This window comes from Peterkaempfera bronchialis (assembly GCF_003258605.2).
Lineage (GTDB): Bacteria > Actinomycetota > Actinomycetes > Streptomycetales > Streptomycetaceae > Peterkaempfera > Peterkaempfera bronchialis.
Genome location: NZ_CP031264.1, coordinates 4,268,375 through 4,294,948, shown reverse-complemented (window position 1 = coordinate 4,294,948; position 26,574 = coordinate 4,268,375). Strand labels below are relative to the sequence as shown.

25 protein-coding genes, 1 tRNA gene and 4 pseudogenes are annotated in these 26,574 nt (G+C 72.6%); 13 read left to right on the top strand and 17 right to left on the bottom strand.

Going from position 1 to position 26,574, the window contains the following annotated elements; all coding sequences use genetic code 11:
- Window positions 1-76: 76 nt before the first annotated feature.
- Window positions 77-499, top strand: a complete 423-nt coding sequence (locus C7M71_RS19165) for a DUF4307 domain-containing protein (RefSeq protein WP_111490501.1) — start codon at window positions 77-79, stop codon at window positions 497-499.
- A gap of 272 nt (window positions 500-771) precedes the next feature.
- Window positions 772-1,269, top strand: a complete 498-nt coding sequence (greA, locus tag C7M71_RS19160; protein WP_111490502.1) for a transcription elongation factor GreA — start codon at window positions 772-774, stop codon at window positions 1,267-1,269.
- A gap of 39 nt (window positions 1,270-1,308) precedes the next feature.
- On the opposite strand, the gene ilvA is transcribed toward greA, so the two are convergent.
- Complete coding sequence (ilvA, locus tag C7M71_RS19155) at window positions 1,309-2,526, bottom strand: threonine ammonia-lyase (RefSeq protein ID WP_111490503.1); 1,218 nt, start codon at window positions 2,524-2,526, stop codon at window positions 1,309-1,311.
- Between the two features lie 175 nt (window positions 2,527-2,701).
- Between ilvA and C7M71_RS33255 the strand changes: the two genes are divergently transcribed.
- Window positions 2,702-3,385, top strand: a complete 684-nt coding sequence (locus C7M71_RS33255; protein WP_111490504.1) for a MarR family winged helix-turn-helix transcriptional regulator — start codon at window positions 2,702-2,704, stop codon at window positions 3,383-3,385.
- 44 nt (window positions 3,386-3,429) lie between these two features.
- Here the strand turns inward: C7M71_RS33255 and C7M71_RS19145 are convergent, their stop codons facing one another.
- Window positions 3,430-4,590: a cystathionine gamma-synthase gene (locus tag C7M71_RS19145; RefSeq protein ID WP_111490505.1), complete on the bottom strand. Its 1,161-nt coding sequence runs from the start codon at window positions 4,588-4,590 to the stop codon at window positions 3,430-3,432.
- Between the two features lie 142 nt (window positions 4,591-4,732).
- Between C7M71_RS19145 and msrA the strand changes: the two genes are divergently transcribed.
- Entirely contained in the window at window positions 4,733-5,392 is a 660-nt protein-coding gene (gene msrA / locus C7M71_RS19140; protein WP_111490506.1) for a peptide-methionine (S)-S-oxide reductase MsrA, read from the top strand.
- 43 nt (window positions 5,393-5,435) lie between these two features.
- Here the strand turns inward: msrA and C7M71_RS19135 are convergent, their stop codons facing one another.
- The 5 genes and pseudogenes from C7M71_RS19135 to C7M71_RS19115 form a co-directional block, all read right to left on the bottom strand.
- Complete coding sequence (locus C7M71_RS19135) at window positions 5,436-5,771, bottom strand: DUF1330 domain-containing protein (protein ID WP_111490507.1); 336 nt, start codon at window positions 5,769-5,771, stop codon at window positions 5,436-5,438.
- 96 nt (window positions 5,772-5,867) lie between these two features.
- Window positions 5,868-6,407 carry a DinB family protein gene (locus C7M71_RS19130; RefSeq protein ID WP_111490508.1) on the bottom strand — a complete coding sequence of 180 codons (540 nt, stop codon included), beginning with the start codon at window positions 6,405-6,407 and terminating at the stop codon, window positions 5,868-5,870.
- A gap of 110 nt (window positions 6,408-6,517) precedes the next feature.
- Entirely contained in the window at window positions 6,518-7,117 is a 600-nt protein-coding gene (locus C7M71_RS19125) for a GNAT family N-acetyltransferase (protein ID WP_111490509.1), read from the bottom strand.
- 143 nt (window positions 7,118-7,260) lie between these two features.
- Window positions 7,261-7,449 (bottom strand): annotated as a pseudogene (locus C7M71_RS19120) (Ig-like domain-containing protein); the annotation flags it as partial.
- Between the two features lie 109 nt (window positions 7,450-7,558).
- The gene (locus C7M71_RS19115; protein WP_111490510.1) at window positions 7,559-7,900 is read right to left on the bottom strand and encodes a hypothetical protein; all 342 of its coding nucleotides are present in this window, start codon (window positions 7,898-7,900) and stop codon (window positions 7,559-7,561) included.
- A 159-nt stretch (window positions 7,901-8,059) separates the two neighbouring features.
- On the opposite strand from C7M71_RS19115, the gene C7M71_RS32700 reads away from it, so the two are divergent.
- Window positions 8,060-8,428 (top strand): LAETG motif-containing sortase-dependent surface protein, encoded by a 369-nt coding sequence (locus C7M71_RS32700; RefSeq protein ID WP_111490511.1) that lies wholly within the window; start codon window positions 8,060-8,062, stop codon window positions 8,426-8,428.
- A 428-nt stretch (window positions 8,429-8,856) separates the two neighbouring features.
- Here C7M71_RS32700 and C7M71_RS19105 read toward each other — a convergent pair whose 3' ends face one another.
- Entirely contained in the window at window positions 8,857-10,254 is a 1,398-nt protein-coding gene (locus tag C7M71_RS19105; RefSeq protein WP_111490512.1) for a cystathionine beta-synthase, read from the bottom strand.
- A 206-nt stretch (window positions 10,255-10,460) separates the two neighbouring features.
- Here C7M71_RS19105 and C7M71_RS19100 point away from each other — a divergent pair, with 206 nt between their 5' ends.
- From C7M71_RS19100 to C7M71_RS19090, 3 genes are all read left to right on the top strand, one after another.
- Window positions 10,461-11,609 (top strand): SGNH/GDSL hydrolase family protein, encoded by a 1,149-nt coding sequence (locus C7M71_RS19100; protein WP_111490513.1) that lies wholly within the window; start codon window positions 10,461-10,463, stop codon window positions 11,607-11,609.
- Window positions 11,610-11,663: 54 nt separating this feature from the next.
- Window positions 11,664-12,884, top strand: a complete 1,221-nt coding sequence (locus tag C7M71_RS19095) for an acetyl-CoA C-acetyltransferase (protein ID WP_111490514.1) — start codon at window positions 11,664-11,666, stop codon at window positions 12,882-12,884.
- A gap of 292 nt (window positions 12,885-13,176) precedes the next feature.
- Entirely contained in the window at window positions 13,177-14,064 is an 888-nt protein-coding gene (locus tag C7M71_RS19090) for a hypothetical protein (protein ID WP_111490515.1), read from the top strand.
- A 24-nt stretch (window positions 14,065-14,088) separates the two neighbouring features.
- Here the strand turns inward: C7M71_RS19090 and C7M71_RS19085 are convergent, their stop codons facing one another.
- Complete coding sequence (locus C7M71_RS19085; protein ID WP_111490516.1) at window positions 14,089-14,466, bottom strand: hypothetical protein; 378 nt, start codon at window positions 14,464-14,466, stop codon at window positions 14,089-14,091.
- 188 nt (window positions 14,467-14,654) lie between these two features.
- On the opposite strand from C7M71_RS19085, the gene C7M71_RS19080 reads away from it, so the two are divergent.
- On the top strand, window positions 14,655-14,885 hold the full coding sequence (locus C7M71_RS19080) for a DUF4287 domain-containing protein (protein WP_111490517.1): 231 nt from the start codon (window positions 14,655-14,657) through the stop codon (window positions 14,883-14,885).
- A gap of 143 nt (window positions 14,886-15,028) precedes the next feature.
- Here C7M71_RS19080 and C7M71_RS19075 read toward each other — a convergent pair whose 3' ends face one another.
- Window positions 15,029-15,901, bottom strand: coding sequence for a Bax inhibitor-1/YccA family protein (locus tag C7M71_RS19075; protein WP_111490518.1), 873 nt, complete (start codon window positions 15,899-15,901; stop codon window positions 15,029-15,031).
- Between the two features lie 206 nt (window positions 15,902-16,107).
- On the opposite strand from C7M71_RS19075, the pseudogene C7M71_RS19070 reads away from it, so the two are divergent.
- Window positions 16,108-16,248, top strand: a pseudogene (locus C7M71_RS19070) (LLM class flavin-dependent oxidoreductase); the annotation flags it as partial.
- Here the strand turns inward: C7M71_RS19070 and C7M71_RS19065 are convergent.
- Window positions 16,249-16,524: pseudogene (locus C7M71_RS19065) on the bottom strand (glutamate--tRNA ligase); the annotation flags it as partial.
- Window positions 16,525-16,606: 82 nt separating this feature from the next.
- On the opposite strand from C7M71_RS19065, the gene C7M71_RS19060 reads away from it, so the two are divergent.
- A complete protein-coding gene (locus C7M71_RS19060; protein ID WP_111490519.1) occupies window positions 16,607-17,140 on the top strand; it encodes a flavoprotein in 534 nt (177 codons plus the stop codon).
- Between the two features lie 86 nt (window positions 17,141-17,226).
- On the opposite strand, the gene C7M71_RS19055 is transcribed toward C7M71_RS19060, so the two are convergent.
- Window positions 17,227-17,308, bottom strand: a tRNA-Leu gene (locus C7M71_RS19055).
- A gap of 311 nt (window positions 17,309-17,619) precedes the next feature.
- Between C7M71_RS19055 and C7M71_RS19050 the strand changes: the two genes are divergently transcribed.
- Together C7M71_RS19050 and C7M71_RS19045 are read left to right on the top strand one after the other, a co-directional pair.
- Window positions 17,620-18,390 (top strand): ABC transporter ATP-binding protein, encoded by a 771-nt coding sequence (locus tag C7M71_RS19050; protein WP_111490520.1) that lies wholly within the window; start codon window positions 17,620-17,622, stop codon window positions 18,388-18,390.
- 66 nt (window positions 18,391-18,456) lie between these two features.
- Complete coding sequence (locus tag C7M71_RS19045; protein WP_111490521.1) at window positions 18,457-21,012, top strand: ABC transporter permease; 2,556 nt, start codon at window positions 18,457-18,459, stop codon at window positions 21,010-21,012.
- 203 nt (window positions 21,013-21,215) lie between these two features.
- Here C7M71_RS19045 and C7M71_RS19040 read toward each other — a convergent pair whose 3' ends face one another.
- From C7M71_RS19040 to eno, 5 genes and pseudogenes are all read right to left on the bottom strand, one after another.
- Complete coding sequence (locus tag C7M71_RS19040) at window positions 21,216-22,574, bottom strand: NAD(P)/FAD-dependent oxidoreductase (protein ID WP_111490522.1); 1,359 nt, start codon at window positions 22,572-22,574, stop codon at window positions 21,216-21,218.
- Window positions 22,575-22,970: 396 nt separating this feature from the next.
- Window positions 22,971-23,963, bottom strand: coding sequence for a Ppx/GppA phosphatase family protein (locus tag C7M71_RS19035; protein ID WP_114914438.1), 993 nt, complete (start codon window positions 23,961-23,963; stop codon window positions 22,971-22,973).
- Window positions 23,960-24,504: pseudogene (locus C7M71_RS19030) on the bottom strand (DUF501 domain-containing protein). The gene C7M71_RS19035 and the pseudogene C7M71_RS19030 overlap by 4 nt, the downstream one beginning before the upstream one ends.
- Before the next feature lie 108 nt (window positions 24,505-24,612).
- Window positions 24,613-25,068, bottom strand: a complete 456-nt coding sequence (locus C7M71_RS19025; protein WP_111492245.1) for an FtsB family cell division protein — start codon at window positions 25,066-25,068, stop codon at window positions 24,613-24,615.
- Between the two features lie 83 nt (window positions 25,069-25,151).
- Window positions 25,152-26,438: a phosphopyruvate hydratase gene (eno, locus tag C7M71_RS19020; RefSeq protein WP_111492246.1), complete on the bottom strand. Its 1,287-nt coding sequence runs from the start codon at window positions 26,436-26,438 to the stop codon at window positions 25,152-25,154.
- Window positions 26,439-26,574 lie beyond the last annotated feature (136 nt).

The window sequence follows — 26,574 nt, the reverse complement described above, 5'->3', positions numbered from 1 at the left end:
CGGGGTCGGCCACTCCTATAGTGACGGACTGGGAGGCCCGTACATTCCACGGCCCTGCCGGGGAAGGAACGATCAGATGAGCACCACAGCGCCCAGGCTCCCCGAGGGCCGGTACGGCAAGGCCGGGCATTCCGGCGGCGGTGACGCCGGTGCCGACCGGCGGTTGCGGGTCGCCGCCGTGGTCTGCGGGGTGCTCTTCCTGGGCCTGATCGCCTGGCTGGGCACCTCCTACCTGGTGCGGGAGACCCGGATGCACGGGGAGGTGCCGACCTTCGAGGTGACCTCCGACACGGCCGTGCGGGCGCATCTGTCGGTGCAGAAGCGCGACGGCGTGAGCGGGGTCTGCACCCTGCGGTCGCAGTCGGCGGACGGCGATGTGGTCGGGCAGCTGGATGTGGCGGTCCCGGCCGGCGGCACCGGCTTCGAGAAGGATGTGACCATCCGCACGGTCCACCCGGGCACCACGGCCGAGCTGCTGGGCTGCGTCGCCCACGGCTGACGCCCACGGCCGAACGGGCCGACGGCCGGGCGCCGACGCGCCGGGGCGTGCGCCGATCGCACCGGCGCACGCCCCGATTGTCGGAGCCGTGAGGCATAGTCGACCGTGGGGCTGGGCATGCGCAGAGCAGCCGCCGGGTAGCAGTGCGCAGTCAGCCACTCCCCCTCACCCCCAAGAAATTGTTACGCTCGTGGTTTCGCCCCTTCCGAGCCGGGCCGGCACGGGAGTGGGCGTTGCTTTGTAGTACAGCCGAGTACCGACGAGGAGCACCTGTGACCCAGACCAGCGATAACGCCACCTGGCTCACCCAGGCGGCGTATGACCAGCTCAAGGCCGAGCTGGACTATCTGTCGGGTCCCGCACGCGTGGAGATCGCCAAGAAGATCGAGGCGGCCCGTGAAGAGGGTGACCTGCGCGAGAACGGCGGATACCACGCGGCCAAGGAGGAGCAGGGCAAGCAGGAGTTGCGTATCCGCCAGCTCACCCAGCTGCTGGAGAAGGCCAAGGTCGGCGAGGCGCCGTCGGATTCCGGCGTGGTCGCCCCCGGCATGGTCGTCACCGTCGCCTTCGACGGGGACCCGGATGACACCATGACGTTCCTGCTCGGCTCCCGCGAGGTGGCCGGCGACGACCTGGACATCTACTCCCCGCAGTCGCCGCTCGGCACCGCCATCAACGGCAAGAAGGTCGGCGAGGACGCCACCTACGAGCTGCCCAACGGCAAGAACGCCACCGTGAACATCGTGGAGGCCAAGCCGTACAGCGGCTGAGCCCCGGCCGCCCTCCTGCCGTTGTGCACCGGGTGGCCGTCAGCCCTGGCGCAGCACCGTGTACCCGGCCTCCCGCAGCTCGGCGAGGACCGCCGCGCAGTGGTCCGGGCCCTTGGTCTCCAGGTGCAGGTCCACCTCGGCCTCCGCCACGCCCAGCTCGGGCGCGGTCCGTACATGGGCCACGTCCAGCACATTGGCGTCCGCCCGGAAGAGCACCCCCAGCAGCGTCGCCAGCGCACCCGGCCGGTCGCTGAGCAGCAGCCGCAGCGACAGATAGCGGCCGGCCGCCGCCATACCGTGCCGCAGCACCCGCTGCATCAGCAGTGGGTCGATGTTGCCGCCGGAGAGCACCGCCACCACCGGACCCTCCACCGCCTCCGGGTCCTGGAGCAGCGCGGCAACCGGGCTCGCCCCGGCCGGTTCCACCACCAGCTTCATCCGCTCCAGGCAGAGCAGCAGCGCCCGCGAGAGGGAGTCCTCGGTGACCGTCCGTACGCCGTCTGCCAGCGCGCTGACCACGGCGAACGGCACATCGCCGGGTCGGCCGACCATGATGCCGTCGGCCATGGTCGCATAGGACTCCAGCGCCACCGGATGCCCGGCCGCCATCGACGGCGGATACGCGGCGGCGCCCGCCGCCTGCACCCCGACCACCCGCACATCGGGGCGGAGCGGCTTCACCGCGGCGGCGATCCCGGCGAGCAGCCCGCCGCCGCCCACCCCCACCAGGATGGTGCGCACCTCCGGGCACTGCTCCAGGATCTCCAGGCCGACCGTGCCCTGTCCGGCCACCACGTCCGGGTGGTCGAAGGGGTGGATGAAGACCGCGCCGGTGGAGTCCGCGAAGTCCTGCGCCGCCGCCAGCGACTCGTCGACGTTCTGCCCGTGCAGCCGCACCTCGGCGCCGTAGTCCCGGGTGGCCGCCACCTTGGGCAGCGGGGCGGCGACCGGCATGAAGACCGTGGAGCGCACCCCCAGCAGCGCGGCGGCCAGCGCCACCCCCTGCGCATGGTTGCCCGCGCTGGCCGCGACCACCCCGGCGGCGCGCTCCACCGGCGACAGGCCCGCGATCCGGACGTACGCCCCGCGCAGTTTGAAGGAGCCGGTGCGCTGGAGGTTCTCGCACTTGAGGTGGACCGGGGCGCCGACGAGGGAGGTGAGGTACCGGCTGCCCTCCATCGGGGTCACCCGGGCCACGCCCGCGAGCATCTTGTGGGCACCGCGCACGTCGTCCACGGTGATCGGCCAGCTGTGCATGGCCCCAGCCTAGGGGGACCGGCCGCGCCCGGCCGGATGGTGCCGCTCGGCGTACGGGGGGAAAGTTCACACGGTTCGGGGCGTTACGTGCAAGGGGTCGACGCGCGTACTCTCAGAGTCTGCCCGGTCCCCAGGGCCGTGGCGCACCGCACCGACCGGACAACGCGAGCCGCCCATGACCTCGGACTACACCCTCCACGACCGCCTGCAGTACCAGGTGGCGATCTTCGCCCGCCGGGTCGAGCAGGTCCGCATCGGCGGCGTCGGTGCCCAGCGCAACTCCATGGACCGCGCCGCCTTCCTGGTACTCAACCGACTGGACTGGGAAGGCCCGATGGGCGTCAAGGCCCTCGCGGACGCCCTGGTCATCGACTCCTCCACGGTCACCCGGCAGGTGGCGCCGCTGGTCGACGCGGGCCTGGTCGAACGGGTGCAGAACCCCGACGACAAGCGCGCCGTCTTCCTGGCCCTCTCCCCGCTCGGCCGGGAGCGGCTGGAGGAGGTACGGACCAGCCGGCAGGAACTCGTCCGGCGGCTGATCGCCGACTGGCCCCAGGAGGACCGGGAGTCCTTCTGCGAACTGCTCGCCCGCTTCAACCTCTCCATGGAGTCCTACTCAGGTGGGAGTGGGAGTGGCAGCGAAAGCGGGAGTGGCGGCGGAAGCGGGGGCGAGAACCGAAGCTGGGGCGGGAGCGGGACCGGAAGCGGGAGCGGGAGCGGGAGCCGCAGCGGGGGCGGCAGCGAAAGCGGGGGCGGGGGCGAGACCGGAAGCTGGGGTGGCAGCGGGAGCGGGAGCCGCCGCGGCAGCGGAAGCGGCGGAGGCCCCCAGGACGCGCAGGCGACGGTGTCGAGCCGCTGATCCGGGCCCGCCACCGCCGCCTGTGCGTCCTGCCCTCCGGCGTGTCAGCCCAGCGCCTGGCCCAGGTCCGCCAGCAGGTCGTCCACCGACTCGATCCCCACCGACAGCCGCACCAGGTCGGCCGGCACCTCCAGCGCCGAACCGGCCGCCGAGGCATGCGTCATCCGACCCGGGTGCTCGATCAGCGACTCCACGCCGCCCAGCGACTCGCCCAGGGTGAACAGCTGCGCCCGGTTGCACACCTCCACGGCCGCCTGCTCGCCGCCCGCCACGCGGAACGACACCATGCCGCCGAACGCCTTCATCTGCTTGGCCGCCACCTCGTGCCCGGCGTGCTCCGGCAGCCCCGGGTAGAGCACCTGCACCACCGAGGGGTGGCGGGTGAGCATCTCGGCGACCCGGGTGGCGTTCTCGCTGTGCCGGTCCATCCGCACCCCGAGCGTCTTGATGCCGCGCAGCACCAGCCAGGAGTCGAAGGGCCCGGCCACCCCGCCCATCGCGTTCTGGTGGTACGCCAGCTCCTCGCCCAGACCCGCGTCGGCCGTGACCAGGGCGCCGCCGACCACGTCCGAGTGACCGCCCATGTACTTGGTGGTGGAGTGCACCACCACGTCCGCGCCCAGCGCCAGCGGCTGCTGGAGGTACGGGCTGGCGAAGGTGTTGTCCACCACCAGCAGCGCGCCCGCGTCCCGGGCGATCTGCGCCAGTACGGCGATGTCCGCGATGCCCAGCAGCGGATTGCTCGGCGTCTCCACCCAGACCACCCTGGTGGTGGCGCGGACCCCGGCGCGCACCGACTCCGGGTTGTGCATGTCGGCCACCGACCACTCCACGCCCCAGCGCTGCAGCACCTTGGAGAAGAGCCGGAAGGTGCCGCCGTAGGCGTCGTTGGGGATCAGGATGTGGTCGCCCGGCTTCAGCACCGTACGCAGCAGGCAGTCCTCGGCGGCCAGGCCGGAGGCGAACGCCAGCCCGCGCCGGCCGCCCTCCAGCGCCGCGAGGTTCTCCTCCAGCGCGGTGCGGGTCGGGTTGGCGGAGCGGCTGTACTCATAGCCGCCGCGCAGGCCGCCGACGCCGTCCTGCTTGTAGGTGGAGACCTGGTAGATGGGCGGGACCACCGCTCCTGTCTGCGGGTCGGCCTCCTGGCCCGCGTGGATGGCAAGGGTCTCGAAGGCGTACTGCTGCTGTCCGTGCTGGTCGCTCATGGTGTCCGAGCGTAGCCCGGGAACGGCCGTGACCATCGCGCCGCAGCGTGGTGCCCGGTACGACTGCGTCCGCCGGGGGAAATCTCCCACCCCCGCCGCGCGTTGTGGTCAGCAGACGACTCGCCGACCGGAGGCTTCCCCGATGCTGCTGAACCGCTTCAAGAACCGCATCCCCACCGCCGACGAAGCCCTCCCCGGCCGCGCCGAGCGCCCCTTCGCCGTCCCGGACCGCCACACCGTGCTCGGTAACCCCCTGCTCGGCCCCTATCCCGAGGGCCTGGAGGTCGCCGACTTCGGCCTGGGCTGCTTCTGGGGCGCCGAGCGGCGCTTCTGGCAGACCCCCGGCGTCTGGACCACTCTGGTCGGCTACCAGGGCGGGCACACCCCCAACCCCACCTACGAGGAGGTGTGCAGCGGCCACACCGGCCACACCGAGGCCGTCCGGGTGGTCTTCGACCCGGCCAAGGTCGGCTATGAGCAGCTGCTCAAGGTCTTCTGGGAGTCCCATGACCCCACCCAGGGCTTCCGCCAGGGCAACGACCTCGGCACCCAGTACCGCTCCGCCGTCTACACCCACTCCCCCGCCCAGCTCGCCGCCGCCGAAGCCACCCGCGACGCCTTCCAGCCCCACCTCACCCGCGCCGGCCACGGGCCCATCACCACCGAGATCCGCCCCGCCACCCCCTTCTGGCCCGCCGAGCCCTACCACCAGCAGTACCTGGACAAGAACCCCGCCGGCTACTGCGGCATCGGCGGCACCGGCCTCTCCTGCCCCATCGGCGTCGCCAGGACCGACGGCTGAGGACGGACGCGCCCCGGCCGGGGGACCGGGGCCGGAGGGTTCCTCAGGCGGGCTTGGCGGTGGACAGGGCGGCGGCTCGGTAGCCGGGGGCGACGCCGTCGACCAGGATCGCGGTGCCGTCGATGTGGTCGGTACGCAGCGGCAGGATCTCGCGGTAGGCAGGGGAGGCGTACCAGCCGCGGGCGGCGGCGAGGTCGGGGAAGGCGATGACGACCACGGTGCCGGGCCAGTCGCCCTCGACCACCTCCATGGCGGCGCCGTGGACGGCGAACCGGCCGCCGAAGGGGTCCAGGGTGGCGTCGATGCGGCGCAGGTACTCCAGGACGTCGGGGTGGTCCGACTGCGGATTGCGGAGGTGGGCGATGGCATAGGCGGTCATGGCGGCCTCCTCGGGCGGCGATGCGGTGGACGGTCCCGATCGTGCCGCAGCGCCGGGGAGGGGTCGATGACCCCGGAGGTCATGGTCGGCCGGTGGTCAGGCGGCGACCCGGTCTCCGGTGACGTCCCAGAGGTGGTGCAGGGGGTCGTGGACGAAGTAGCGGGCGAAGGACTCCACGGTGAAGTGGGCGCCGTCGCTGCGGTCGCCGGGGCGGTGCCACTGGTCGCCGGAGACGCGGTCGAAGGCGGCGGCGAGGGTGTCGGCGGCGGCGGTGAGTTCGGGGGCGACGCGGGCCGGGTCCTGCTCGCCGTAGCGGTCGGCGACAGCGGTCTCGTCCTGGTCCCAGTTGGCGAAGAGGGGGCTGTCCTGGGTGAGCATCAGCCCGAGGCGGGTGGTGTAGATCCGGCAGACGTCCCGCACATGGCAGGCGTACTCCAGGGGTGACCAGACGTCGGGGCGGGGGCGGTGGCGCAGTTGGGAGGCGGGCTCGGCGGTGAGCAGGGCGGCCCAGGCGGCGGCGTTGGCGCGGAGCAGGTCGGCGACGGCTTCGCGGGGGACGGCTACCGGGTCGAAGCCGCACTCGGAGCAGGGGCGCCGGAGCACCCAGGTCCAGTCCTTGGTGTCGGGGGTGATCATGGTTCAAGGATGGGGGCGGGGGTGGGCGTCCTCCAGTGGCCCTGCGGTCAGGGTGCGTCGAAAAGCTGCCAGTCGGAGCAGGGTCGGGGAACAGCGTCAGGGGAGCTGGGTCAGGGGAGCAGCCCGGCGCGGACCCGTTCCTTGACGGCGGGCCACTCGGGGGCGAGCAGTGAGTAGACGACGGTGTCCCGCCAGGTGCCGTCCAGGCGGCGGGTGTGGCGGCGCAGCGGGCCCTCGCGGAGTCCTCCGATGCGGGCCATGACGGCTTGGGCCGCGAAGTCCTGATGGTCGATCTGCCACTGGACGCGGCCGAAGCGCAGCGTCTCGAAGGCGTTGTAGAGGAGCAGCAGATGGGCTTCGACGGCGACGGCGGTGTTGCGGTAGGGGCGGGCAACCCAGTCCCAGCCGATGTCCACCCGCTCGTCGGTGGCCGAGATGTCGAGGTAGGCGATCCAGCCGACCGGCCGGAAGGTGCCCCGGGGGACCACCGCGAAGACCGCGGCCTCGCCGGCGGCCTGCTGGGCGAGGCGCTGCTCCACCAGGCGGCGCATCTCGTCCTCGGAGCGGGGGGTGAGGGCGGGCAGCCAGCGCCACACCTCGTCGTCGTTGCCGCCGGCCAGGTGCAGGTCGGGGGCGTGCGCCGGGGTGAGCGGCTCCAGGCTGATGTGGCGGCCGTCCAGGGTGACGGGGGCGGGCGGTTGCGAGGCCATGGGCGCACGGTAGCCCGAGTCACGCGCCGGGGCACCGCTTTGCGCGGGCGGGCGGGATGGCCGGGGGCGCGGGCGGGTCAGAGGGCGCTGCCGGCTTTCCACTCGGCCCAGCCGAGGTTCCAGCCGCTCAGGCCTCGTAGACGCCCTTGGCCCCCCCGTACGTCCTTGAGCCGCAGCCGGAGGGTGATCCTGGTGCCGGGCGCCCAGTACCGCTCGGGCCGGAAGTCCAGCCGGGTGGCGTCGAACCAGTGGCCGACGATCTCGACGGGCGGGTCGGCCCGCACGGTGATGGCCTGCTGGACCGCCCTGCGCTCGGTGACGGCGGTGGAGAAGGTGGGCTGCTCCTCCGCTGCTCCCGGTGCGCTCGTCGTTCGCGGGCGTTCCGTTCCACGACAGGCCCGTTCGGACCCTCCCGCCCCGGGCGGGGCGGGAGGGCGCGGGTCACTCGTCGGCGGCGTCGCCGGACTCGTACAGGTCCCAGTCCTCGTTCTCGGGGTCGAACTCGGTGTGCGCGGACTCCCAGGTGGCCTGGGCCAGCTCGATGCCGGGGACCTCGCCCAGCAGCTTCAGCGGGTCCACGAAGTGGGCGAGCGAGCCGGACGGGTCGATCTCGACGGCCTCCACCGCCTGGGCCCGCTCGTCGTCGTCCATGTACTCGTCGTTCTGCACCTGCTGGAGGGCGGCGGCCTTGAGGGCCTCCACGTCGGTGATCTGGGCGACGAGTTCGATGTGCAGGCGGACGAAGCGGGGCTCGCCCTCTTCGGTGATGTCGGTGCTGGTCATGGCAGTGAGCGTAGGCCAGTCGGGGCGGTGCTGCGGCACCGCCGCCCGGGGCCGCCGCTACCCAAGCGGCGCCGGGCTCACTACGATCGTGCGAACGGCCCGGCCGGAGGCGTCCCCGCCGCACGGTGATCCGGGTCGGCTACGGCGTGAGGAGATCCGGTGGGTGAGCGGAAGGCAGCCCAGCGCAGCCCGCTGACGATCACGGCTGCGGCGGCAGGCGGTGCGGTGGCGCTGGCGCTGATCCTCGGCCCGGTGGCCTCCGCCGCCTCCTCGGATGCGTCGGCGGAGGTTGCGGCGGCCCGGCAGGACAAGGCCACGCAGGCGCTGGCGGAACGGGCGGCGGCGGAGTCGGCAGCGGTGCGCTCGGCGGCACGGGCGGCCGAGGCGCAGAGCGCGGCGGGGCTGCGGCTGGCGGACACCGGCGGTGTCGACACCACCCCGTATCTGCTGGGCGGGGCGGCGTTGCTGGTGGTGGGCGCCGGGATGCTGGCGGTGGTACGCCGCCGCGAGGCGCCGGAAGCGGGCTGACCCGGGCTCGGGCAGACCCAAACACCGGCAGACCCGGACACGGAACAACGGAACAACGGAACAACGGTGAGGGCCGGCCCTGGATACCAGGACCGGCCCTGCCGTCTCCGTCTCACTCCCCCACCCGGGAGCACGGAGGCACGCCCTGCGGCGTGCGGTGCCGCAGGAGCCGTCGCACCCTGGCGATCGGTCGGGACCACCAGGGGCGGGACGACGACGGCCCCTGCGGGCGGGGACGCGGTGGGCCGGGTCAGGGCCGACCGACGCGCCCTCCTGGAGGCTGCGGTGCCGGGGAGCCGCTCCCGCCATCCACTGCCACCACGCTCGGCGTCTTGCCGTGACTCCTACGATGCCTGGCGCTTGTTAAGCGCATGCTGCGTACACGTGACGTCGGTGTACCACTTGCACGGCGGAAGCGTGAGTACCGGTCAGTGCGCCCGGTCGGCCAGGAAGGACAGCAGGTCCTGCCGGGTGACGATGCCCTGGGGCTTGCCGTCGACCAGCACCACCGCCGCGTCGGCCCGCTCCAGCACCGCCATCAGCCGGGTGGCGGACTCACCGGAGCCGACCACCGGCAGCGGCGGCGACATGTGCTTCTCCAGCGGGTCGCCGAGCTCCACCCGCTGGGTGAAGAGCCCGTCCAGCAGTTCCCGCTCCACCACCGCGCCGATGACCTCACCGGCCATCACATCCGGGTGGCCGGCGCCGGGCGAGACCACGGGCATCTGGGAGACGCCGTACTCGCGCAGCACCTGCACCGCCTCGCCGACCGTCTCGCCGGGGTGCATATGGACGAACTGCGGGATGCCGGCGTGCTCCACGGCGTCCTTGCGGGCGAGCACATCGCCGACGGTGGCCTCCTCGGTGGGCGAGGAGAGGAAGCCGTAGTCCGCCATCCACTCGTCGTTGAAGATCTTGCTGAGGTAGCCGCGGCCGCCGTCCGGCAGCAGCACCACCACCACGTCGTCGGGCCCGAGCCGGCGGGCGACCTCCAGCGCGGCGACCACGGCCATCCCGCAGGAGCCGCCGACCAGCAGGCCCTCCTCCTTGGCGAGGCGGCGGGTCATCTGGAAGGAGTCCTTGTCGGAGACGGCGACGATCTCGTCCGCGACGGTGCGGTCGTACGCCTCCGGCCAGAAGTCCTCGCCGACGCCCTCCACCAGGTACGGGCGGCCGGTGCCGCCGGAGTAGACCGAGCCCTCCGGATCGGCGCCGACCACGGTGACCCGGCCCTCGGAGGCGTCCTTGAGGTAGCGGCCGGTGCCGGAGATGGTGCCGCCGGTGCCGACGCCCGCCACGAAGTGGGTGATCCGGCCCTCGGTCTGCTTCCACAGCTCGGGGCCGGTGGAGTGGTAGTGGGAGGCCGGGTTCTCCGGGTTGGAGTACTGGTCGGGCTTCCAGGCGCCGGGGGTCTCCCGCACCAGGCGGTCGGAGACGTTGTAGTACGAGTCGGGGTGCTCGGGGGCGACCGCGGTCGGGCAGACCACGACCTCGGCGCCGTACGCCCGCAGGGTGTTGATCTTGTCGGTGGAGACCTTGTCCGGGCAGACGAAGATGCAGCGGTAGCCCTTCTGCTGCGCCACGATGGCCAGCCCGATACCGGTGTTGCCGGAGGTGGGCTCGACGATGGTGCCGCCGGGCCGCAGCGCTCCGGACTCCTCGGCGGCCTCGATCATCCGCATCGCGATGCGGTCCTTCACCGAGCCGCCGGGGTTGAAGTACTCGACCTTGGCGAGAACGGTCGCCTGGATTCCCTCGGTGACCTTGTTGAGTTTCACCAGGGGCGTGTCGCCGACCAACTCGATGATCGACTCGTGGTACCGCACGGGGGTCCTCCCGGGATGTGGAACAGATGCGCACAGATCGGTGCAGCGGGGTGTGTCTGTACCGGTCAGGGTAGAGGTGCGGAGTCCCGGGCGCCGACGCCCCGGCCCGGTGGTGATCACCCGGGGCGCACACGCGGTAGCCCGGTGCGGCGCTGGGTATGCAGCCAGTGAGAGATCGGACCGGGACCGGGTGAGGGGGTTGGTGGATGTCGCGGGCACGGGTGGCACGGCGGATCGCGGCGGCGGCTGCGTACGGCGGCGGCGGGATCGGGCTGCTCGGCGTCGGCGTCGTCGGCCTGCTGGTCACCGAGGCCAAGTTCGCCGAGCGGGCCGTGGGGGCGCTCGGAGCCGACCCGCCGAAGGCCGACGGGGTCTACGGCGGCGCCTTCGCCGACGGGCCGCAGGCGGCGGCTCCCCCGCTGGTGCTGGCCTTCCTGGGCGACTCCACCGCCGCCGGGCTGGGGGTGCTGCGCGGCCATGAGACGCCGGGCGCGCTGCTGGCGGCCGGGCTGGCGTCGGTCGCCGAGCGGCGGGTGCGGCTGGTCAATGTGGCGCTGTCGGGGGCCCGCTCCAGCGACCTGGACCGGCAGGTGGACCTGGCACTGGAGACCGTCCCCGATGTGGCCGTGATCATCATCGGGGCCAATGACGTGACCCATCGGATGCCGCTGGTGGAGTCGGTGCGGCTGCTCGGCGAGGCGGTGCGGCGGCTGCGCGGGGCGGGCTGCGAGGTGGTCGTGGGCACCTGCCCTGACCTGGGCACCATCGAGCCCGTACGGCCGCCGCTGCGCTGGGTGGCGCGGCGGCTGAGCCGGCAGCTGGCGGCGGCGCAGACCATTGCGGTGGTGGAGGCGGGCGGCCGGAGCGTCTCCCTGGGGTCGCTGCTGGGGCCGGAGTTCGCCACCCGCCGGGAGCTGTTCGCGGCCGACCGCTACCACCCGTCGGCGCAGGGGTACGGCACCGCCGCGATGGCCGTGCTGCCCTCGCTCTGTGCGGCGCTGGGCCTCTGGCCGGAGGAGGAGCGGCCGGACGCGCGGCGCGGCGAGGGTGTGCTGCCGGTGGCGGTGGCTGCGGCGGAGGCCGCCGGGCGGTCCGGTACGGAGGTCGCGGCAGCGGCTCCGGGCGGCTCGCCGAGCGGCCCGCTGGGGCGCTGGGCGCTGATCCGGCACCGGCGGCGGCAGCGGCTGCCGATGACGTCGGAGCCCACGGCGGCGGAGGCGGGGCAGGCGGGCCCGAACGGGGGCCCGGACGAGAGGCCGGACGAGGGGCCGGGCAGGGGGCCGGACGGGGGGAGAGCGGGAACGTCGCCCAGCTCACATGCCGCGCTGGGTGACGACCGTGGTACTAAGCGGTAGCTTACGGCCGTGGCCGACTGGCCGCCCGGCTGTCCTGTCCCCCGAGGAGTCACCGTGCCCGAAGCCGTCATCGTCAGCGCCGCCCGCTCACCCATCGGCCGGGCCTTCAAGGGGTCGCTCAAGGACGTCCGCCCGGACGACCTCACCGCCTCCATCGTGCGTGCCGCCCTGGACCGGGTGCCCCAGCTGGACCCGCGCGAGATCGACGACCTGATGCTGGGCTGCGGCCTGCCCGGCGGCGAGCAGGGCTTCAACCTGGGCCGGATCGTCGCCGTACAGCTGGGGATGGACCACCTGCCCGGCTGTACGGTCACCCGCTACTGCTCCTCGTCGTTGCAGACCACCCGGATGGCGCTGCACGCCATCCGGGCGGGCGAGGGCGACGTCTTCGTCTCGGCCGGTGTGGAGACCGTCTCCCGCAGCGTCAAGGGCACCTCGGACGGCCTGCCCGACACCGAGAACCCGGTCTTCGCCCAGGCCAGGGCCCGTACCGCCGAGCGCGCCGCCCATGGCTCCGACGAGTGGCACGACCCGCGCGAGGACGGCCTGCTGCCCGACGCGTACATCGCGATGGGCCAGACCGCCGAGAACCTGGCCCGGCTCAAGGGCATCACCCGCGCCGAGCAGGACGAGTTCGGCGTGCGGTCGCAGAACCTCGCCGAGAAGGCCATCCAGGACGGCTTCTGGGCCCGCGAGATCACCCCGGTCACCACCCCGGACGGCACCGTGGTCTCCGCCGACGACGGCCCGCGCGCCGGCGTCACCCTGGAGGGCGTCTCCGGGCTCAAGCCGGTCTTCCGCCCGGACGGGACCGTCACCGCCGGCAACTGCTGCCCGCTGAACGACGGCGCCGCCGCGCTGGTCATCATGTCCGACACCAAGGCGCGGGAGCTGGGCATCACCCCGCTGGCGCGGGTGGTCTCCACCGGCGTCTCCGGGCTCTCCCCCGAGATCATGGGGTACGGCCCGGTCGAAGCCTCCCGGCAGGCCCTGCGGCGGGCCGGGCTGGCCATCGGCGACATCGACCTGGTGGAGATCAACGAAGCCTTCGCCGCGCAGGTCATCCCGTCCTACCGCGACCTGGGCATCGACCTCGACCGGCTGAACGTCAACGGCGGCGCCATCGCCGTGGGCCACCCCTTCGGCATGACCGGCGCACGCATCACCACCACCCTGATCAACTCGCTCCAGTGGCACGACAAGCAGTTCGGCCTGGAGACCATGTGCGTGGGCGGGGGGCAGGGCATGGCCATGGTGATCGAGCGGCTGAGCTGAGAGCGGCTGAGCTGAGCCGCAGCGGGGGGAGTCACCCGTTTGGCGTGACACTTCGTGTTTGAGGGCTGGATCACATGGAGAAGCTGATCCAGCCCTCTGCGCACCCGTGCGACGCCATTCGATCGACGGCCCGCAGTCACTCGACTCCGCCCCGTATACCACGTCCACCTGCGTCGACATGGACAAGGTCACAGCTCACTCACGAAGCGGACTCCTTCCCCTGACGTCACGCGCGCGCATACGGCACTGTGGTGGTGATCCCCCGTTCAGCTCCGCGCGAGGAGTACGTTCCGTGAACGCCGTGTGCACCGTCCTGCTGCTGCTCCTGCTCGTCCTCACGGCAGGGCTGCTGGTCCATGTACGCGGCCTGTCGCGACGCCTCGACGCCGCCACCGCCGCCGGCGCGGCGCCCCCGGCCACCGTCCCCGCGCCGGACGACGCCGCGATAAGGACGGCGGTCGCCGCCGCCCTGGCCGAGGACCGCGAGCGGGAGGTCGCCGAGGCGCGCGCCTTCTGGGCCGAGCAGGAGGCCCGGTCGGCGGAGGACGCGCCGCTCTTCGACACCCCGTTCAGCGGCGCCGATCCGGTGGACGGCTGGCCGCTGTACTTCCCCCGGCCGACCGGCCCGCAGGACGCCCCGGAGAGCGCCGAGGACTTCCCGCACACCGCCGCCACCGAGCGGATGGACCCGGAGTTCGCGGATGCGCTGCGGACCGCGCTGGAGGAGCTGATCGCCGAGGGCAACGGAATGCGTACCGGCCACCCCGTACAGAGCGGCGCCGGTGCCCCGGCCGACCTGGAGGTGCAGGCGGAGCCCGCGCCGACCGCCCCCGACCCGCGCCGCCACCCCTCGCACCCGGACTTCGTACCCGGCCAGGCGCCGTCCCGGGAGTGGACCGACTCCACCCTCAACCGGCTCTCCGGCGACGGCACCGCCCTCACCGACGTCCGCCCCGGCCCGCTGGGCACCCTGGACGTCTACGCGTTCGCGGACGGCACCACCCTCTGCGTGGCCCCCGGCGACCGGGAGTCGGCGGAGCGGCTGATCGAGGCGGTGCGCTGCGGGGATGAGGTGCGGCTGCTCGGCGGTTCGCGCTTCTCCGGCTCCTACTCGCTGACCTTCGCCACCGGTGAGGGCACCGTGTACGTGCTGGCCGACCGGGTCGTCGCCAGCCTCTGACGGCTCAGGCTCGGACCACCCGGCTCAGGCCACCAGTTCCGCTGTGGCGCCCACCGCCGCGACCGCGTCCGCCAGGACTCCGGCCGCCGTGGACCGGGCGCCGTCCTGGGTGGTGACGGGGGCGTCCGGGGGCAGGTCGGCCAGCGCGGCGGCGAGGTCGTGGCCGGCCACGGCGAGCTGGTCACCGCAGGCGAAGGGGCCCGCGTCCGGCAGCCGCCGCGTCTCCGTACCCTGCTCCTCCACCGCCTGTGCGTGCTCGGCCAGCCGCCGGGCCAGGGCGAGCACCGCCGCCGCCCGCGAGGGGTGGCCGGGCACCGGCGCCGCCAGCCTGCTCTGCGGCATCGAGCGGAAACGGTCGGCCAGCCGGTCGACGGCGGTGAGCAGCGGGGCGGGATCGGGCATGGGGCGAGCGTAACCGGGCACCTGCGGCGGTTCGCCGAGGGGCAGGCGTCAACCGGGCGAATGGTGGGTAAGCAGGCGTGCAACGAGGACCGCCCGTCCCCTTCCGCGCACCGCCCGGACGGCGAGTGTTGCCAAGGGTTCCGACCTCAGGCACGGTGGGAGGACGGACCGCTCAACCGGAGGCGCCCATGTCCCTCATGTACTCCGCAGCGACCCATCAGAACCTCCTCTCCAGGATCCCGGCGGTCACCGGCCGCGAGATCAGCGACTGGCTCAAGGCCGTCGACGACGGACCGGGCCTCACCCGCTGTGAGGAGAAGATCGACTGGCTCCGCCGCGAGTACGGCATCTCGTACGGCTATGCCAAGGCCATCGTGCACGAGCACGACCTGCGGAGGGCCGCGCGGAAGCTCGCCTGAGCAGCGCTCCCCGTCCGATCCCCGGTTCCCCTCGACCCACCTCGGAAGAACCCCCGTACCACCCGCGAACCATCACCCTCACCCCCATACGCCAGAGGGCCCGGGAGCCATCGGCTCCCAGGCCCTCCGCGCTGCCGGACGGCTCAGTCGTCTCCGCGCAGGATGGCGATCAGCCGCAGCATCTCCAGGTAGATCCAGACCAGCGAGAGGGTCAGGCCGAAGGCGGCCCGCCACGCCTCGCGCTCCGGGGCGCCGCCCCGGATGCCCTGCTCGATCTCGTGGAAGTCCAGCGAGAGGAAGAAGGCGCCGAGCCCGATCCCGAGCACGCCCACCAGGATGCCCAGCGGGCCGGAGCGCAGACCCATGTCGGCGCCGAACATGGCCGCCACCATGTTGACCACCATCAGCAGCACGAACCCCAGGGCCACGGCCATGCCGATCCGCTGGTAGCGCGCGGTCACCCGGATCCGCCCGGAGCGGTAGGCGAGCAGCATGCCGGCGAAGACGGCTGCGGTGCCCAGCACCGCCTGGATGGCGATGCCCGAGAAGTAGGTGTTGAGCGCCTTGCTGATCGCCCCGAGGAAGACCCCCTCCAGTCCCGCGTAGGTGAGCACCAGCGCCGGGCTGATGGAGCGCCGGAAGTTGATCACCATGGCGACCACAAAGGCGGCCAGCGCCGCGCCCATGGCGATGCCGTAGCTGCCGACCGGGATGGCGAACCAGGCCACCGCACCGCCCGCGACCAGGGTGAGCAGCGTCATGGCCGTACGGGCCACCACGTCGTCCATGGTCATCCGCCCGGTCTCCAGCGGACCGGCCGGGGGTGCCTGGTACATCTGCTGCAACTGCTCGTCGGTGAGCGGCTGCTGCTGGTCGTAGGGGTTGTTGGCGTACGGGTTGCCGCCGGACGGGCTCTGCGGCTGCGGCCCGGTGGACTGCGACGGCCCGAAGCCCGCGTATCCGGTGTCGCGGGTGAAGGCTCCCTGCCGCGAGAAGACCGGGTTGCTGCTCCTCATGTGTTTCCTCCCAGGGCGGCTCGGTGCTGCCCGCACGGCAATGGTAATGCCCTGGTAAAGGGCAGGCCATGCACCCCGGGGCAGTCCGACGCGGTGTCGCGGCGGACGGCGGGCAGCGGCGCGGGGCTGGGGCGGGGGTGAGCAGCTGAACGCCTATTCCCAGCGGGGAATTGCCGCCCTTCGCGCCGGCCGTGAGGCTCGTCGGCATGGACATCGGTGTACTGCTTCCGACCGGCGCCGCCCAGTGGGGCCCAGGTGACGACCCTCGCGAGCTGGTCGCCTTCGGCCGCCGGGCCGAACGCCTGGGATTCGACTCGCTCTTCGTCAACGACTCGCTGCTCGGCCCCCGCGTCGAGGCGCTGACCATGCTGGCCGCGCTCGCCCCGGCCACCGAGCAGGTGACCCTCGAGCAGCGGCAGTCCGAGCGTCCGGCCGGTGACCGCGACCCGGATGGGCGCCTGGGCCTTGCCCAGCTTCAGCCCGTGCTTCTCACCGATGGCGAGCAGGACGGCCTTCAGGTCGTCCGCCCGCCAGTCCGCGACGCCGGCCAGCTCGGCGCGAGCGTCACGCAGGGCCTCGCTGGCGCCCGCCTTCATCGGCTTGTTCCACGACGCCTCGTCCTCCCAGCCGCCGCCGTCCACGCCCTGGGCCAACCCGAAGACATGCGGTTGCACGGTCGGCCCGGGGCCGGGTTGGCTGGGCGACATGACGGTGACTCGTGTGCTGTACCTGATCGGCTGCGCCGCCCCGCCGGTGTTCCAACTGCCCGACGTCGTACGGCGCGCGCAGGAGGACGGGTGGGAGGTGTGCGTGGGGCTCACGCCGACGGCGGCGCGCTGGTTGGAGCGGGACATCCCTGCCCTGGCGGATCACACCGGGCACCCGGTGCGTTCGCAGTACAAGCTGCCGGGCGAGCCGGACGTATGGCCACCGGCCGATGCGGCGCTGGTGGCTCCGGCGACCTTCAACACGCTGAACCAGTGGGCGCTGGGGATCACGGACCACTTCGTCGTGGGCTTCGCGGCCGAGGCGATCGGGAAGCGGATCCCGCTGGTGACCATGCCCTGCGTGAACTCCGCGTTCCTCGCGCACCCGCAGTTCGACCGCAGCGTCGAGGCGCTGCGCGGGGTCGGGGTGCGGGTGCTGCTGGGCGAGGGCGGGTTCGTGCCGAACGCGCCGGGGCAGGGGCAGCCGGACGGGTTCCCGTGGGATGCGGCACTGGCCGCCCTGCCGTCGTAGGTCGGCGCCCGGACACAGCCGGAGACCTCACCGGACCTGGCCTCCCCACGATGCACGCCATGACGGAATGCCGGTCACGGCGGGGGTGCCCGGAGCCGGATTCGAACCGGCACGACCTCTCGGCCAAGCAGTTTTAAGCTGCCCGTGTCTGCATTCCACCATCCGGGCACACACCCCACTCCCCCCTCGCGGGGGCACTTCCGAGCCTAGTGGGGTGGGGCATGCACTGCATGCACACAGCAGCCGAAGTTGTCTTGTTTTCATGTGATCTGACGCATCATTAGCCTGTCTTGGACGCCCCCGGGCCTCCACCGCACGACCTGGTCTCTCGGGGCCGTGTCATCCCGGGGGAGGAGGCCGTGTACGACCCTCTACGCCGCGAGGCGGTGGGGCCAACCCTCCGCCCGGGCGACGGTTGGCGGGGGTGGCGCACCGGAGCATGGAGTGACCCGGAATCCACCCACCTCCAGGAGCCCTCCGTGACCACGACCGCCGCCCCCGTCATCACCGGGCGGGCCGCCGCCCGCGCCACCGCGCTCAGCAAGGTGTACGGCGAGGGCGAGACCCGCGTCGTCGCGCTGGACCAGGTGAGCGTGGAGTTCCACCGTGGTGAGTTCACCGCGATCATGGGCCCCTCCGGCTCCGGCAAGTCGACCCTGATGCACTGCATGGCCGGTCTGGACACGGTCTCCGGCGGGTCCACCACCATCGGCGACACCGAGCTGGTCGGGCTGAAGGACAAGGACCTGACCCGGCTCCGCCGCGACCATGTCGGGTTCGTCTTCCAGGCGTTCAATTTGCTGCCCACCCTGACCGCGCTGGAGAACATCACCCTCCCCATGGACATCGCCGGCCGCAAGCCCGACAAGGAGTGGCTGGACCGGGTGATCGAGACCGTGGGCCTCTCCGGCCGGCTCTCCCACCGCCCCTCCCAGCTCTCCGGCGGCCAGCAGCAGCGGGTGGCCTGCGCCCGCGCGCTGGCCGGTCGACCGGAGATCGTCTTCGCCGACGAGCCCACCGGCAACCTGGACTCCCGCTCCGGTGCCGAGATCCTCGCCTTTCTGCGGAACTCGGTCCGCGAGCTGGGCCAGACCGTGGTGATGGTCACTCACGACCCGGTGGCCGCCTCCTACGCGGACCGGGTGGTCTTCCTGGCCGACGGCCGGATCGTGGACGAGCTCGACCGCCCCACCGCCGACGGCGTGCTCGACCGCATGCGGCGTTTCGACGCCAAGGGCCGCACCAGCTGACCGCCGCCGGTACCGCGCCGACAGGGCCGGCACCGACCAGGACCCGCACCGACAGGATCCGCACCCATGCTCCGCACCGCACTGCGCAATGTCCTCGCGCACAAGACCAGACTGCTGATGACGGCGCTCGCCGTACTGCTCGGCATCGCCTTCGTGGCCGGCACCCTGGTCTTCACCGACACCCTCGGCCAGGCGCTGAGGAACAGCGCCTCCAAGAGCTTCTCCGACGTCTCCGTCGCCATCACCGACCGCTCGGCCTCCGCCTACGCCGACTCCGCCGAGAAGAACCGCAGCGGCGCCACGCTCACCGCCGACACCCTGAAGCGGATCACCGCCACCGAGGGCGTGGCCCGCGCCCGGGGCGTGGTCGACGGCTTCGCCGGGGTCGCCGACCGCAAGGGCGACCTGATAGGCGACGGCTGGTCGACCACCGGTACCAACTTCGTGCCCGGCGACGGCGGCCGGGACTCCCGCTACCCCATGGCCGAGGGCCACGGCCCGTCGGGCCCGGGCGAGATCGCGTTGGACACCAGGACCGCCGAGAAGGGCGGACTCCAGGTCGGCGACACCGTGCGGGTCGCCGTCAACGGGCCGGTGATGCGGCTCAGGCTGACCGGTGTCTTCCACACCGACGACCCCCGGGTCTCCTCCGGCGGCTCCCTGGTCCTCTTCGACACCGCCACCGCGCAGCGGCTCTACCTCTCCCCCGGCCGCTTCGGCGAGATCGACGTCGCCGCCGCCCCTGGCACCTCCCAGGCCGCACTGCTCACCCGGGTCGAGAAGCTGCTGCCCAAGAGCCACACCATCCGGGCCGAGACCGGGCAGCAGCTCGCCGACGACCAGGCCGAGCAGATCGCCCGCTCGACCGACTCGCTCTCCACCGCGCTGCTCGCCTTCGCCGGGATCGCGCTCTTCGTCGGCGTCTTCATCATCGCCAACACCTTCACCATGCTGGTCGCCCAGCGCACCCGGGAGCTGGCGCTGCTCCGCGCGGTCGGCGCCAGCCGCCGCCAGGTGACCCGCTCGGTGCTGGCCGAGGCATTCGCGGTGGGCGCCGCCGCCTCGCTGGCCGGTCTTGCGGCGGGCATCGGCATCGCGGCGGCCATGCGCGCGGTGATGGGCGCCCTGGACGCCCCGCTGCCCGACGGGCCGCTGGTCGTCACCCCGGCCACGGTGCTGGTCTCGCTGGCCGTCGGCACCCTGGTCACACTGCTCGCGGCCTGGCTGCCCGCCCGTCGCGCATCCAGGATCCCGCCGGTGGCGGCGATGAGCAGCGCCGAGCTGCCCGCCACCCAGAAGAGCCTGCTGGTCCGCAACTCCATCGGCGCGGCGATGACCGCGCTGGGCGTGGCCGCCATCGTGTACGGCGCGTCCACCGGCGGCAGCGACGGCCGGATGCCGATCGCCGCAGGCGCGTTCCTCACCCTGATCGGCGTCTTCGTCCTCACCCCGCTGCTCTCCCGCCCGGTGATCGCGCTCGCCACGCCGCTGCTCAGCGGGGCCTTCGGGGTCTCCGGCCGGCTCGCCCGGCAGAACGCGGTACGCAACCCGCGCCGCACCGCCGCCACCGCCTCGGCGCTGACCATCGGCATCACCCTGATCAGCGCGCTGTCGGTGATCGGCAGCTCGGTGAACCACGCGGTGGACAAGGCCGTCACCGGTGACCTCAAGGCCGACTACCTGGTCTCCATGGCGAACTACTCCGACCTCTCCCCCGAGGTCGCCAGGGAGATCGCCAAGGTGCCGGATGTCTCCGCCGTCGGCGCCATGACGTCCGCCCAGCTCGACCTGGGCGGCCGTACCCGCCCGCTCTCCGGGGTGGACGCGGCGGCCTTCGACCGGCTGGTCGCGCTGCGCCTGCGCAGCGGCTCCACCGCCGCCCTGGCCCAGGGGCAGCTGCTGGTCCGGGCCGATGTGGCCGCCGAACGGGGCTGGCACACCGGCTCCACCGTGCAGGCGCGCTACCCGGACGGGTCCACGGCGCGGCTGACGGTGGGGGGCGTCTATGAGAAGAACGGCATGGTCTCGTCGCTGGTGCTGGACAACCGGGTACTGGACCGGCACAGGAAGGAGTCCGGCGTCAGCCAGGTGCTGCTCAAGGGCGCGCATGGGGAGAGCGACTCCCTGCAACGCGCGGTCAAGGCGGCCACCGGTGACAACCCGCTGATCAAGGTGCAGAACCAGGACGAGATCCGGGCGGGCTTCAGCCAGGTGATCAGCTTTCTGCTCAATCTGCTGTACGGGCTGCTGGCGATGGCCGTGCTGATCGCGGTGCTCGGCGTGGTGAACACCCTGGCGATGTCGGTCTTCGAGCGCCGCCGGGAGATCGGCATGCTGCGGGCGATCGGCCTGGACCGGGCCGGGGTGAAGCGGATGGTCCGGCTGGAGTCGCTGGTGATCTCGCTCTTCGGCGCGGTGCTGGGGATCGGCCTCGGCATCTTCCTCGCCTGGGCGGTGAACGGCACCCTCAAGGAGAACCTGTCCGGTCTCACCACGGTGGTGCCGCTCACGCAGGTGGCGTACCTGCTGGCGGGCGCCGCGGTGATCGGCCTGCTGGCGGCGGTCTGGCCGGCCCGCCGGGCCTCCCGGATCAACGTGCTGGAGGCCATCAAGGGCGACTGACGCCCTGGACATCACCTGCCGGGACAGCACAGCACAGAGCCCCCTCGGCCGACGGGAGTCGGCCGAGGGGGCTCTGTGTGCACACCCGCGTTGCGCGGGGGCGGCTCCGCCCGGCACCAGGGCCGGCTGAGCACCACGGAGGTCGTGGTCCGGCAACGCCGCCGGGCGGAGAGCCTCCGAACTGATGCCGCACCAGCGCGGGATCAGGAGACCCGGTCGGCCAGTGCCTTCTCGCTGCGGGGGGCGGGCACCGGGACGGCGGCCTCGTAGAACGCCTCGCGCGGGTTCTCCATCTGGGACAGGCCCACGGTCTCCCGCTTGAGGAACATCGCCAGCGTCCAGTCGGTGAAGACCCGGACCTTGCGGTTCATGGTCGGCACCCGGCTGCCGTGGTACAGGCGGTGGAACCACCAGGCCGGGCGGCCCTTCAGCTTGTACTTGCCGAAGAGGATCGCCACGCCCTTGTGCAGGCCGAGGCCGGCCACCGCACCGAGGTTCTTGTGCTTGTAGTCGGACTGCGGGAAGCCGCGCATCCCGGAGATCACGTTGTCGCCCAGCGCGATGGCCTGGCGGACGGCGTGCTGCGCGTTCGGCGGGCACCAGGCACCCTCACCGGCGGCGAGGTCCGGCACCTGGGCGTTGTCGCCGGCCGCCCAGACGTAGTCGAAGCCCTTGACCTGGAGGGTCGGGGCGGTGTCCACGTGGCCGCGCGGGCCCAGCGGCAGGCCGAAGTCGGCGAGCACCGGGTTGGGCTTGACGCCGGCGGTCCACACGATGGTGGAGGCGTCCGCCTCGACACCGTTCTTCAGCACCACGTGCTTGTCGACGCAGGACTCCATGGAGGTCTCCAGGAAGACCTCGATGCCCCGCTCCTCCAGCCGCTCCTTGGTCCAGACGCCCAGGTCCGGGCCCATCTCGGGGAGGATCCGGTTGGACGCCTCGACGAGGATGAAGCGCATGTCCTCGCGGCTGACGGTGTTGTAGATCTTCGCCGCGTCGCGGGCCATGTCCTCGACCTCGGCGATGGTCTCCACCCCGGCGAAGCCGCCGCCGATGAAGACAAAGGTGAGGGCCTGGCGGCGGACGTCCTTGTCCGTGGTCGACTCGGCCTTGTCGAGCTGCGCCATCACGTGGTTGCGCAGGCCGATGGCCTCCTCCACGGTCTTCATGCCGATGCCGTGCTCGGCCAGACCGGGGATCGGGAAGGTGCGGGAGACCGATCCGGCCGCCACCACCAGGTAGTCGAAGGGCAGCTCGTACGCGTCGCCGGCCAGCGGGCTGATGGTCGCGACCTTGCGGCCGTGGTCGACCCGGGTGACATGACCGGTCAGCACCTCGGCCTTCTTCAGGACGCGGCGCAGCGGCGCGACGAGGTTGCGGGGGGCAACGTTGCCGCCCGCGGCCTCCGGGAGGAAAGGCAGGTACGTCATGTACGACCGCGGGTCGACGACCGTGACGGTCGCCTCGCCGTAGCGCATCTTCTTGAGGATGCGCATCGCGGCATACAGGCCGACGTATCCACCGCCGACGATGAGGATGCGAGGACGCTCCGTGGTGCTCATATCCGAAAGTATCCAGCACGGATCGGGGGGTCCCTCGCGAGGCCGGTCATGTACCCCTGGACACGGTGTGCTATATTTCGCGGCCCTCGCTTCGGGCCGGGCGGAACGGCCGACGGGCCCGCGTGGAAGGGCCGTACGGGCCCGGCGCCGGGGGCCGACCGGGCACCGCTTGTGAGCAGCGACGATCCCGGCGACGATGCCGGCAGACGGTGGTTCCCGGCACTGTCATTCGATTCCAGGTGCGGATGGCGGGCTGGGCCTGGGATCCCCACGCCAGGGCGCCCGGAGACCTTCGTCCCACATATCGGACGGCCTGTCTGGCAGACGGCAGGGAAGGGCCGGAACTCCATGTGAAGAAATTCACGAAGTTCGTCCGGCGCCCCGGGCGTGTGGGCCTCAGCCGGCGATGCTCCAGGCGATTCCGTCCAGGATGTCGTGCTCGCTGACGACCACTTCGGCGGCCCCCGTCCGCTCCATCAGGGCCAGCAGCACCAGCGCGCCCGCGCCGATCACATCCACCCGCCCCGGGTGGATCACCGGGTTGGCGGCGCGCTCCTCATGGGTGGCGGCGAGCAGCCGTTCGGTGACCTCCCGGACCTGGGCCACCGGGATGCGCGCATGGTGGATGCGGGTGGAGTCGTACGCGGTCAGGCCCAGCGCGATGGCGGCGACCGTGGTGACCGACCCGGCCAGCCCGACCAGGGTGCGGGCCTGGTCCAGCGGCACCACCTCGGCGGCGGTGTCCAGGGCGCGCTCGATGTCGGCCCGGGCCGCCGCGATCTGCTCGGCGCTGAAGGGATCGGCGCTGAAGGGATCGGCAGTGGAGGGATCGGCAGTGGAGGGATCGGCGGTGGTGAAGTGGCGCTCGGTCATCCGTACGCAGCCCACGTCCACCGAGCGGGCCGCACGGACCTCCCCGTCGCCCAGCACGAACTCGGTGGAGCCGCCGCCGATGTCGACCACCAGATAGGGCTGCTCCAGGTGCAGCCCGGCGGCGGCCAGCTCCCGGGTGGCGCCGGTGAAGGAGAGCCGCGCCTCCTCGTCCCCGCTGATCACCTCGGGTTCGACGCCCAGGATCTCCACCACGCCCCGGACGAAGTCATCGCGGTTCTCGGCGTCCCGCGAGGCGCTGGTGGCCACAAAGCGGGTGCGGTCGGGGCCGACGCCATGGCCGTGGATCAGCTCGGCGTACTCCTTGCAGGCCGCGAAGGTGCGCTCCAGCGCCTCCGGGGCGAGCCGGCCGGTGCGGTCGACGTCCTGGCCCAGCCGGACGATGGTCATCCGGCGGTCCAGCTCGGTCACCTCGCCGGTGTGCGGGTCCAGATCGGCGACCAGCAGCCGGATGGAGTTGGTGCCGCAGTCGACGGCGGCGACGCGGGTGGCGGTCACTTGTCCTTCTCCTTCTCGCCGTCCTCCGTGGCGGCGCAGACGCAGGGGCCCTTGCGCCACCACTCGGGCAGCATGTCCAGCGCCTCGTCGCCCAGCGGGTTGACGCCCCGGCCGGCCGCCAGCGAGTGCCCGACCAGGACGTGCAGGCACTTCACCCGGTCCGGCATCCCGCCGGCGCTGGGGAAGTTCTCCAGCACCTCGATCGCGTCGCGCCGGGCGAGGTAGTCCTCATGGGCCGCGCGGTAGCCGGCGGCGAGCTGCTCGTCCTCGCCGAGCCGGGCGGTCATCTCCTTCATCACGCCGTCGGCCTCCAGGGTGCCGATCAGCGAGGCGGCACGCGGGCAGGTCAGGTAGTACAGGGTGGGGAACGGCGTGCCGTCCTCCAGCCGGGGCGCGGTCTCCACCACGTCGGGCAGGCCGCAGGGGCACCGGTGGGCGACGGCGCGCAGCCCGCGCGGGACGCGGCCGAGCTGCTCGGCAACGGCGGCGATATCGGCGGGGGCGACACCGGCGGCGGCGGCCGGGGTGGCGGGGGCGGCATCGGCGGGCGCGGCATCGGCGGCGGCCGGGGTGGCGGGGTGTTCGGCAGAAGTCATGTGGGGGCGCTGTCTCGTGCGTGGGGAAGGCTGGAAGGTGGAGCGGGGTCCGGTCAGGGCCGGGGTGGGGCGGCGGGGGCGGCCCGGTCGGCGGCGTCCACGGAGTCCCAGACGCCGGCGTACCAGGGCTGCCGGGCCGCGCCTCGGGCGGCGGGGGCGGAGGCGGCGGAGGACTGCGCGGCGCCGGGGTCCACCGAGATGTACGGGGTCTCCCCGGGCATCGCGTAGTGCAGCCGCGCCCGGGCCTGCGCCCGGACATAGGCGGGGTCCTGCCAGCGGGCCTTCTCCCGGCGCAGCTCCTCGACCCGGGCCCGGGCCTGCTCGGCCTTGGCCCGCTGGGCGGCGATGTCGGCCCGCTGGGCGATGAACTGCCGGGTGGGGTAGGCCAGCGCCGCGATCAGCGAACAGAGCACCAGCGCGAGCACGGCGGCCCGGCCGGTGAAGCGGGGGCGCGAGCGGGGCCTGGTCGCGGATCCGCGCGGCCGTGCGGCCGTCTTCCGTGTCGCCATCTGCTCCGTCCCCTCCGTGGTCGCGCGGGTGCCCCGCCGCCCACCCTAGAGGGCGGACGGCGGGGCACCGGGAAAGCCGCGTCTCAGCCCTCGTACTTGTAGCGGGGGAACGCGCCCCGGCCGGCGTACTCGGCGGCGTCGTCGAGGATCTCCTCGATGCGCAGCAGCTGGTTGTACTTGGCGACGCGCTCGGAGCGGGCCGGGGCGCCGGTCTTGATCTGGCCGCAGTTGGTGGCGACGGCCAGGTCGGCGATGGTAACGTCCTCGGTCTCGCCGGAGCGGTGCGACATCATGCAGCGGTAGCCGTTGCGCTGGGCCAGCTCCACGGCGTCCAGCGTCTCGGTCAGCGAGCCGATCTGGTTGACCTTCACCAGCAGCGCGTTGGCGGTGCCGGACTCGATGCCTCGGGCCAGGCGCTCCGGGTTGGTGACGAACAGGTCGTCACCGACCAGCTGGACCTTGTCGCCCAGCCGCTCGGTGATGGTCTTCCAGCCGTCCCAGTCCTCCTCGTTCAGCGGGTCCTCGATGGAGACCAGCGGGTACGCGGCGACCAGCTCGGCGTAGTAGTCGGTGAGCTCGGCGGCGGAGAGCGCCTTGCCCTCGTACTGGTAGGCGCCGTCCTTGTGGAACTCGGAGGCGGCGACGTCCAGGGCGAGCGCGATGTCCTTGCCCGGGGTGTACCCGGCCTTCTTGATGGCCTCGACGATGAGGTCCAGGGCCTCGCGGTTGGAGTCGAGGTTCGGCGCGAAGCCGCCCTCGTCGCCCAGACCGGTGGAGAGGCCGCGCTCCTTCAGCACGCCCTTGAGGGTGTGGTAGACCTCCACGCCCCAGCGCACGGCCTCGGAGAAGGACTCCGCGCCGATCGGAGCGATCATGAACTCCTGGATGTCCACATTGGAGTCGGCGTGTGAGCCGCCGTTCAGGATGTTCATCATCGGGACCGGCAGCACATGGGCGTTGGGGCCGCCGACGTAGCGGAAGAGCGGCAGGTCCGACGCCTCGGAGGCGGCGTGCGCCACGGCGAGGGAGACGCCGAGGATGGCGTTGGCGCCGAGCGAGGACTTGTCCGGGGTGGCGTCCAGGTCCAGCATCGCCTGGTCGATCAGCCGCTGCTCGGTGGCGTCGTAGCCGACCAGCTCCGGGCCGATCTGCTCGATGACGGCGAGGACGGCCTTCTCCACACCCTTGCCGCCGTAGCGGGACTTGTCGCCGTCGCGCAGCTCCAGCGCCTCGAAGGCGCCGGTGGAGGCGCCCGACGGCACCGCCGCACGACCGGTGCTGCCGTCGTCGAGGCCGACCTCGACCTCGACCGTGGGGTTGCCTCGCGAGTCGAGGATCTCCCGGGCTACGACGACATCGATGGACGGCACGTGGCATCTCCTTTGACGGATATGGATGCGTTACGACCTGAGCCTAACCGCACCGGAGGCCGCGGCCGTCGCTGCCCGGGCCCTGTCTCGCCGGTCGAACACCTCTACCGGCTGGTATCGGGCCCTGTCAGGTGCG

Bases quoted from the DNA above. Each gene is read 5' to 3' on its own strand.
- C7M71_RS19165 (WP_111490501.1), top strand. From the start codon at position 77: ATGAGCACCACAGCGCCCAGGCTCCCCGAGGGCCGGTACGGCAAGGCC.
- ilvA (WP_111490503.1), bottom strand. From the start codon at position 2,526: ATGCACAGCTGGCCGATCACCGTGGACGACGTGCGCGGTGCCCACAAG.
- C7M71_RS33255 (WP_111490504.1), top strand. From the start codon at position 2,702: ATGACCTCGGACTACACCCTCCACGACCGCCTGCAGTACCAGGTGGCG.
- C7M71_RS19145 (WP_111490505.1), bottom strand. From the start codon at position 4,590: ATGAGCGACCAGCACGGACAGCAGCAGTACGCCTTCGAGACCCTTGCC.
- msrA (WP_111490506.1), top strand. From the start codon at position 4,733: ATGCTGCTGAACCGCTTCAAGAACCGCATCCCCACCGCCGACGAAGCC.
- C7M71_RS19135 (WP_111490507.1), bottom strand. From the start codon at position 5,771: ATGACCGCCTATGCCATCGCCCACCTCCGCAATCCGCAGTCGGACCAC.
- C7M71_RS19130 (WP_111490508.1), bottom strand. From the start codon at position 6,407: ATGATCACCCCCGACACCAAGGACTGGACCTGGGTGCTCCGGCGCCCC.
- C7M71_RS19125 (WP_111490509.1), bottom strand. From the start codon at position 7,117: ATGGCCTCGCAACCGCCCGCCCCCGTCACCCTGGACGGCCGCCACATC.
- C7M71_RS19115 (WP_111490510.1), bottom strand. From the start codon at position 7,900: ATGACCAGCACCGACATCACCGAAGAGGGCGAGCCCCGCTTCGTCCGC.
- C7M71_RS19100 (WP_111490513.1), top strand. From the start codon at position 10,461: ATGTCGCGGGCACGGGTGGCACGGCGGATCGCGGCGGCGGCTGCGTAC.
- C7M71_RS19085 (WP_111490516.1), bottom strand. From the start codon at position 14,466: ATGCCCGATCCCGCCCCGCTGCTCACCGCCGTCGACCGGCTGGCCGAC.
- C7M71_RS19080 (WP_111490517.1), top strand. From the start codon at position 14,655: ATGTCCCTCATGTACTCCGCAGCGACCCATCAGAACCTCCTCTCCAGG.
- C7M71_RS19075 (WP_111490518.1), bottom strand. From the start codon at position 15,901: ATGAGGAGCAGCAACCCGGTCTTCTCGCGGCAGGGAGCCTTCACCCGC.
- C7M71_RS19060 (WP_111490519.1), top strand. From the start codon at position 16,607: ATGACGGTGACTCGTGTGCTGTACCTGATCGGCTGCGCCGCCCCGCCG.
- C7M71_RS19045 (WP_111490521.1), top strand. From the start codon at position 18,457: ATGCTCCGCACCGCACTGCGCAATGTCCTCGCGCACAAGACCAGACTG.
- C7M71_RS19040 (WP_111490522.1), bottom strand. From the start codon at position 22,574: ATGAGCACCACGGAGCGTCCTCGCATCCTCATCGTCGGCGGTGGATAC.
- C7M71_RS19025 (WP_111492245.1), bottom strand. From the start codon at position 25,068: ATGGCGACACGGAAGACGGCCGCACGGCCGCGCGGATCCGCGACCAGG.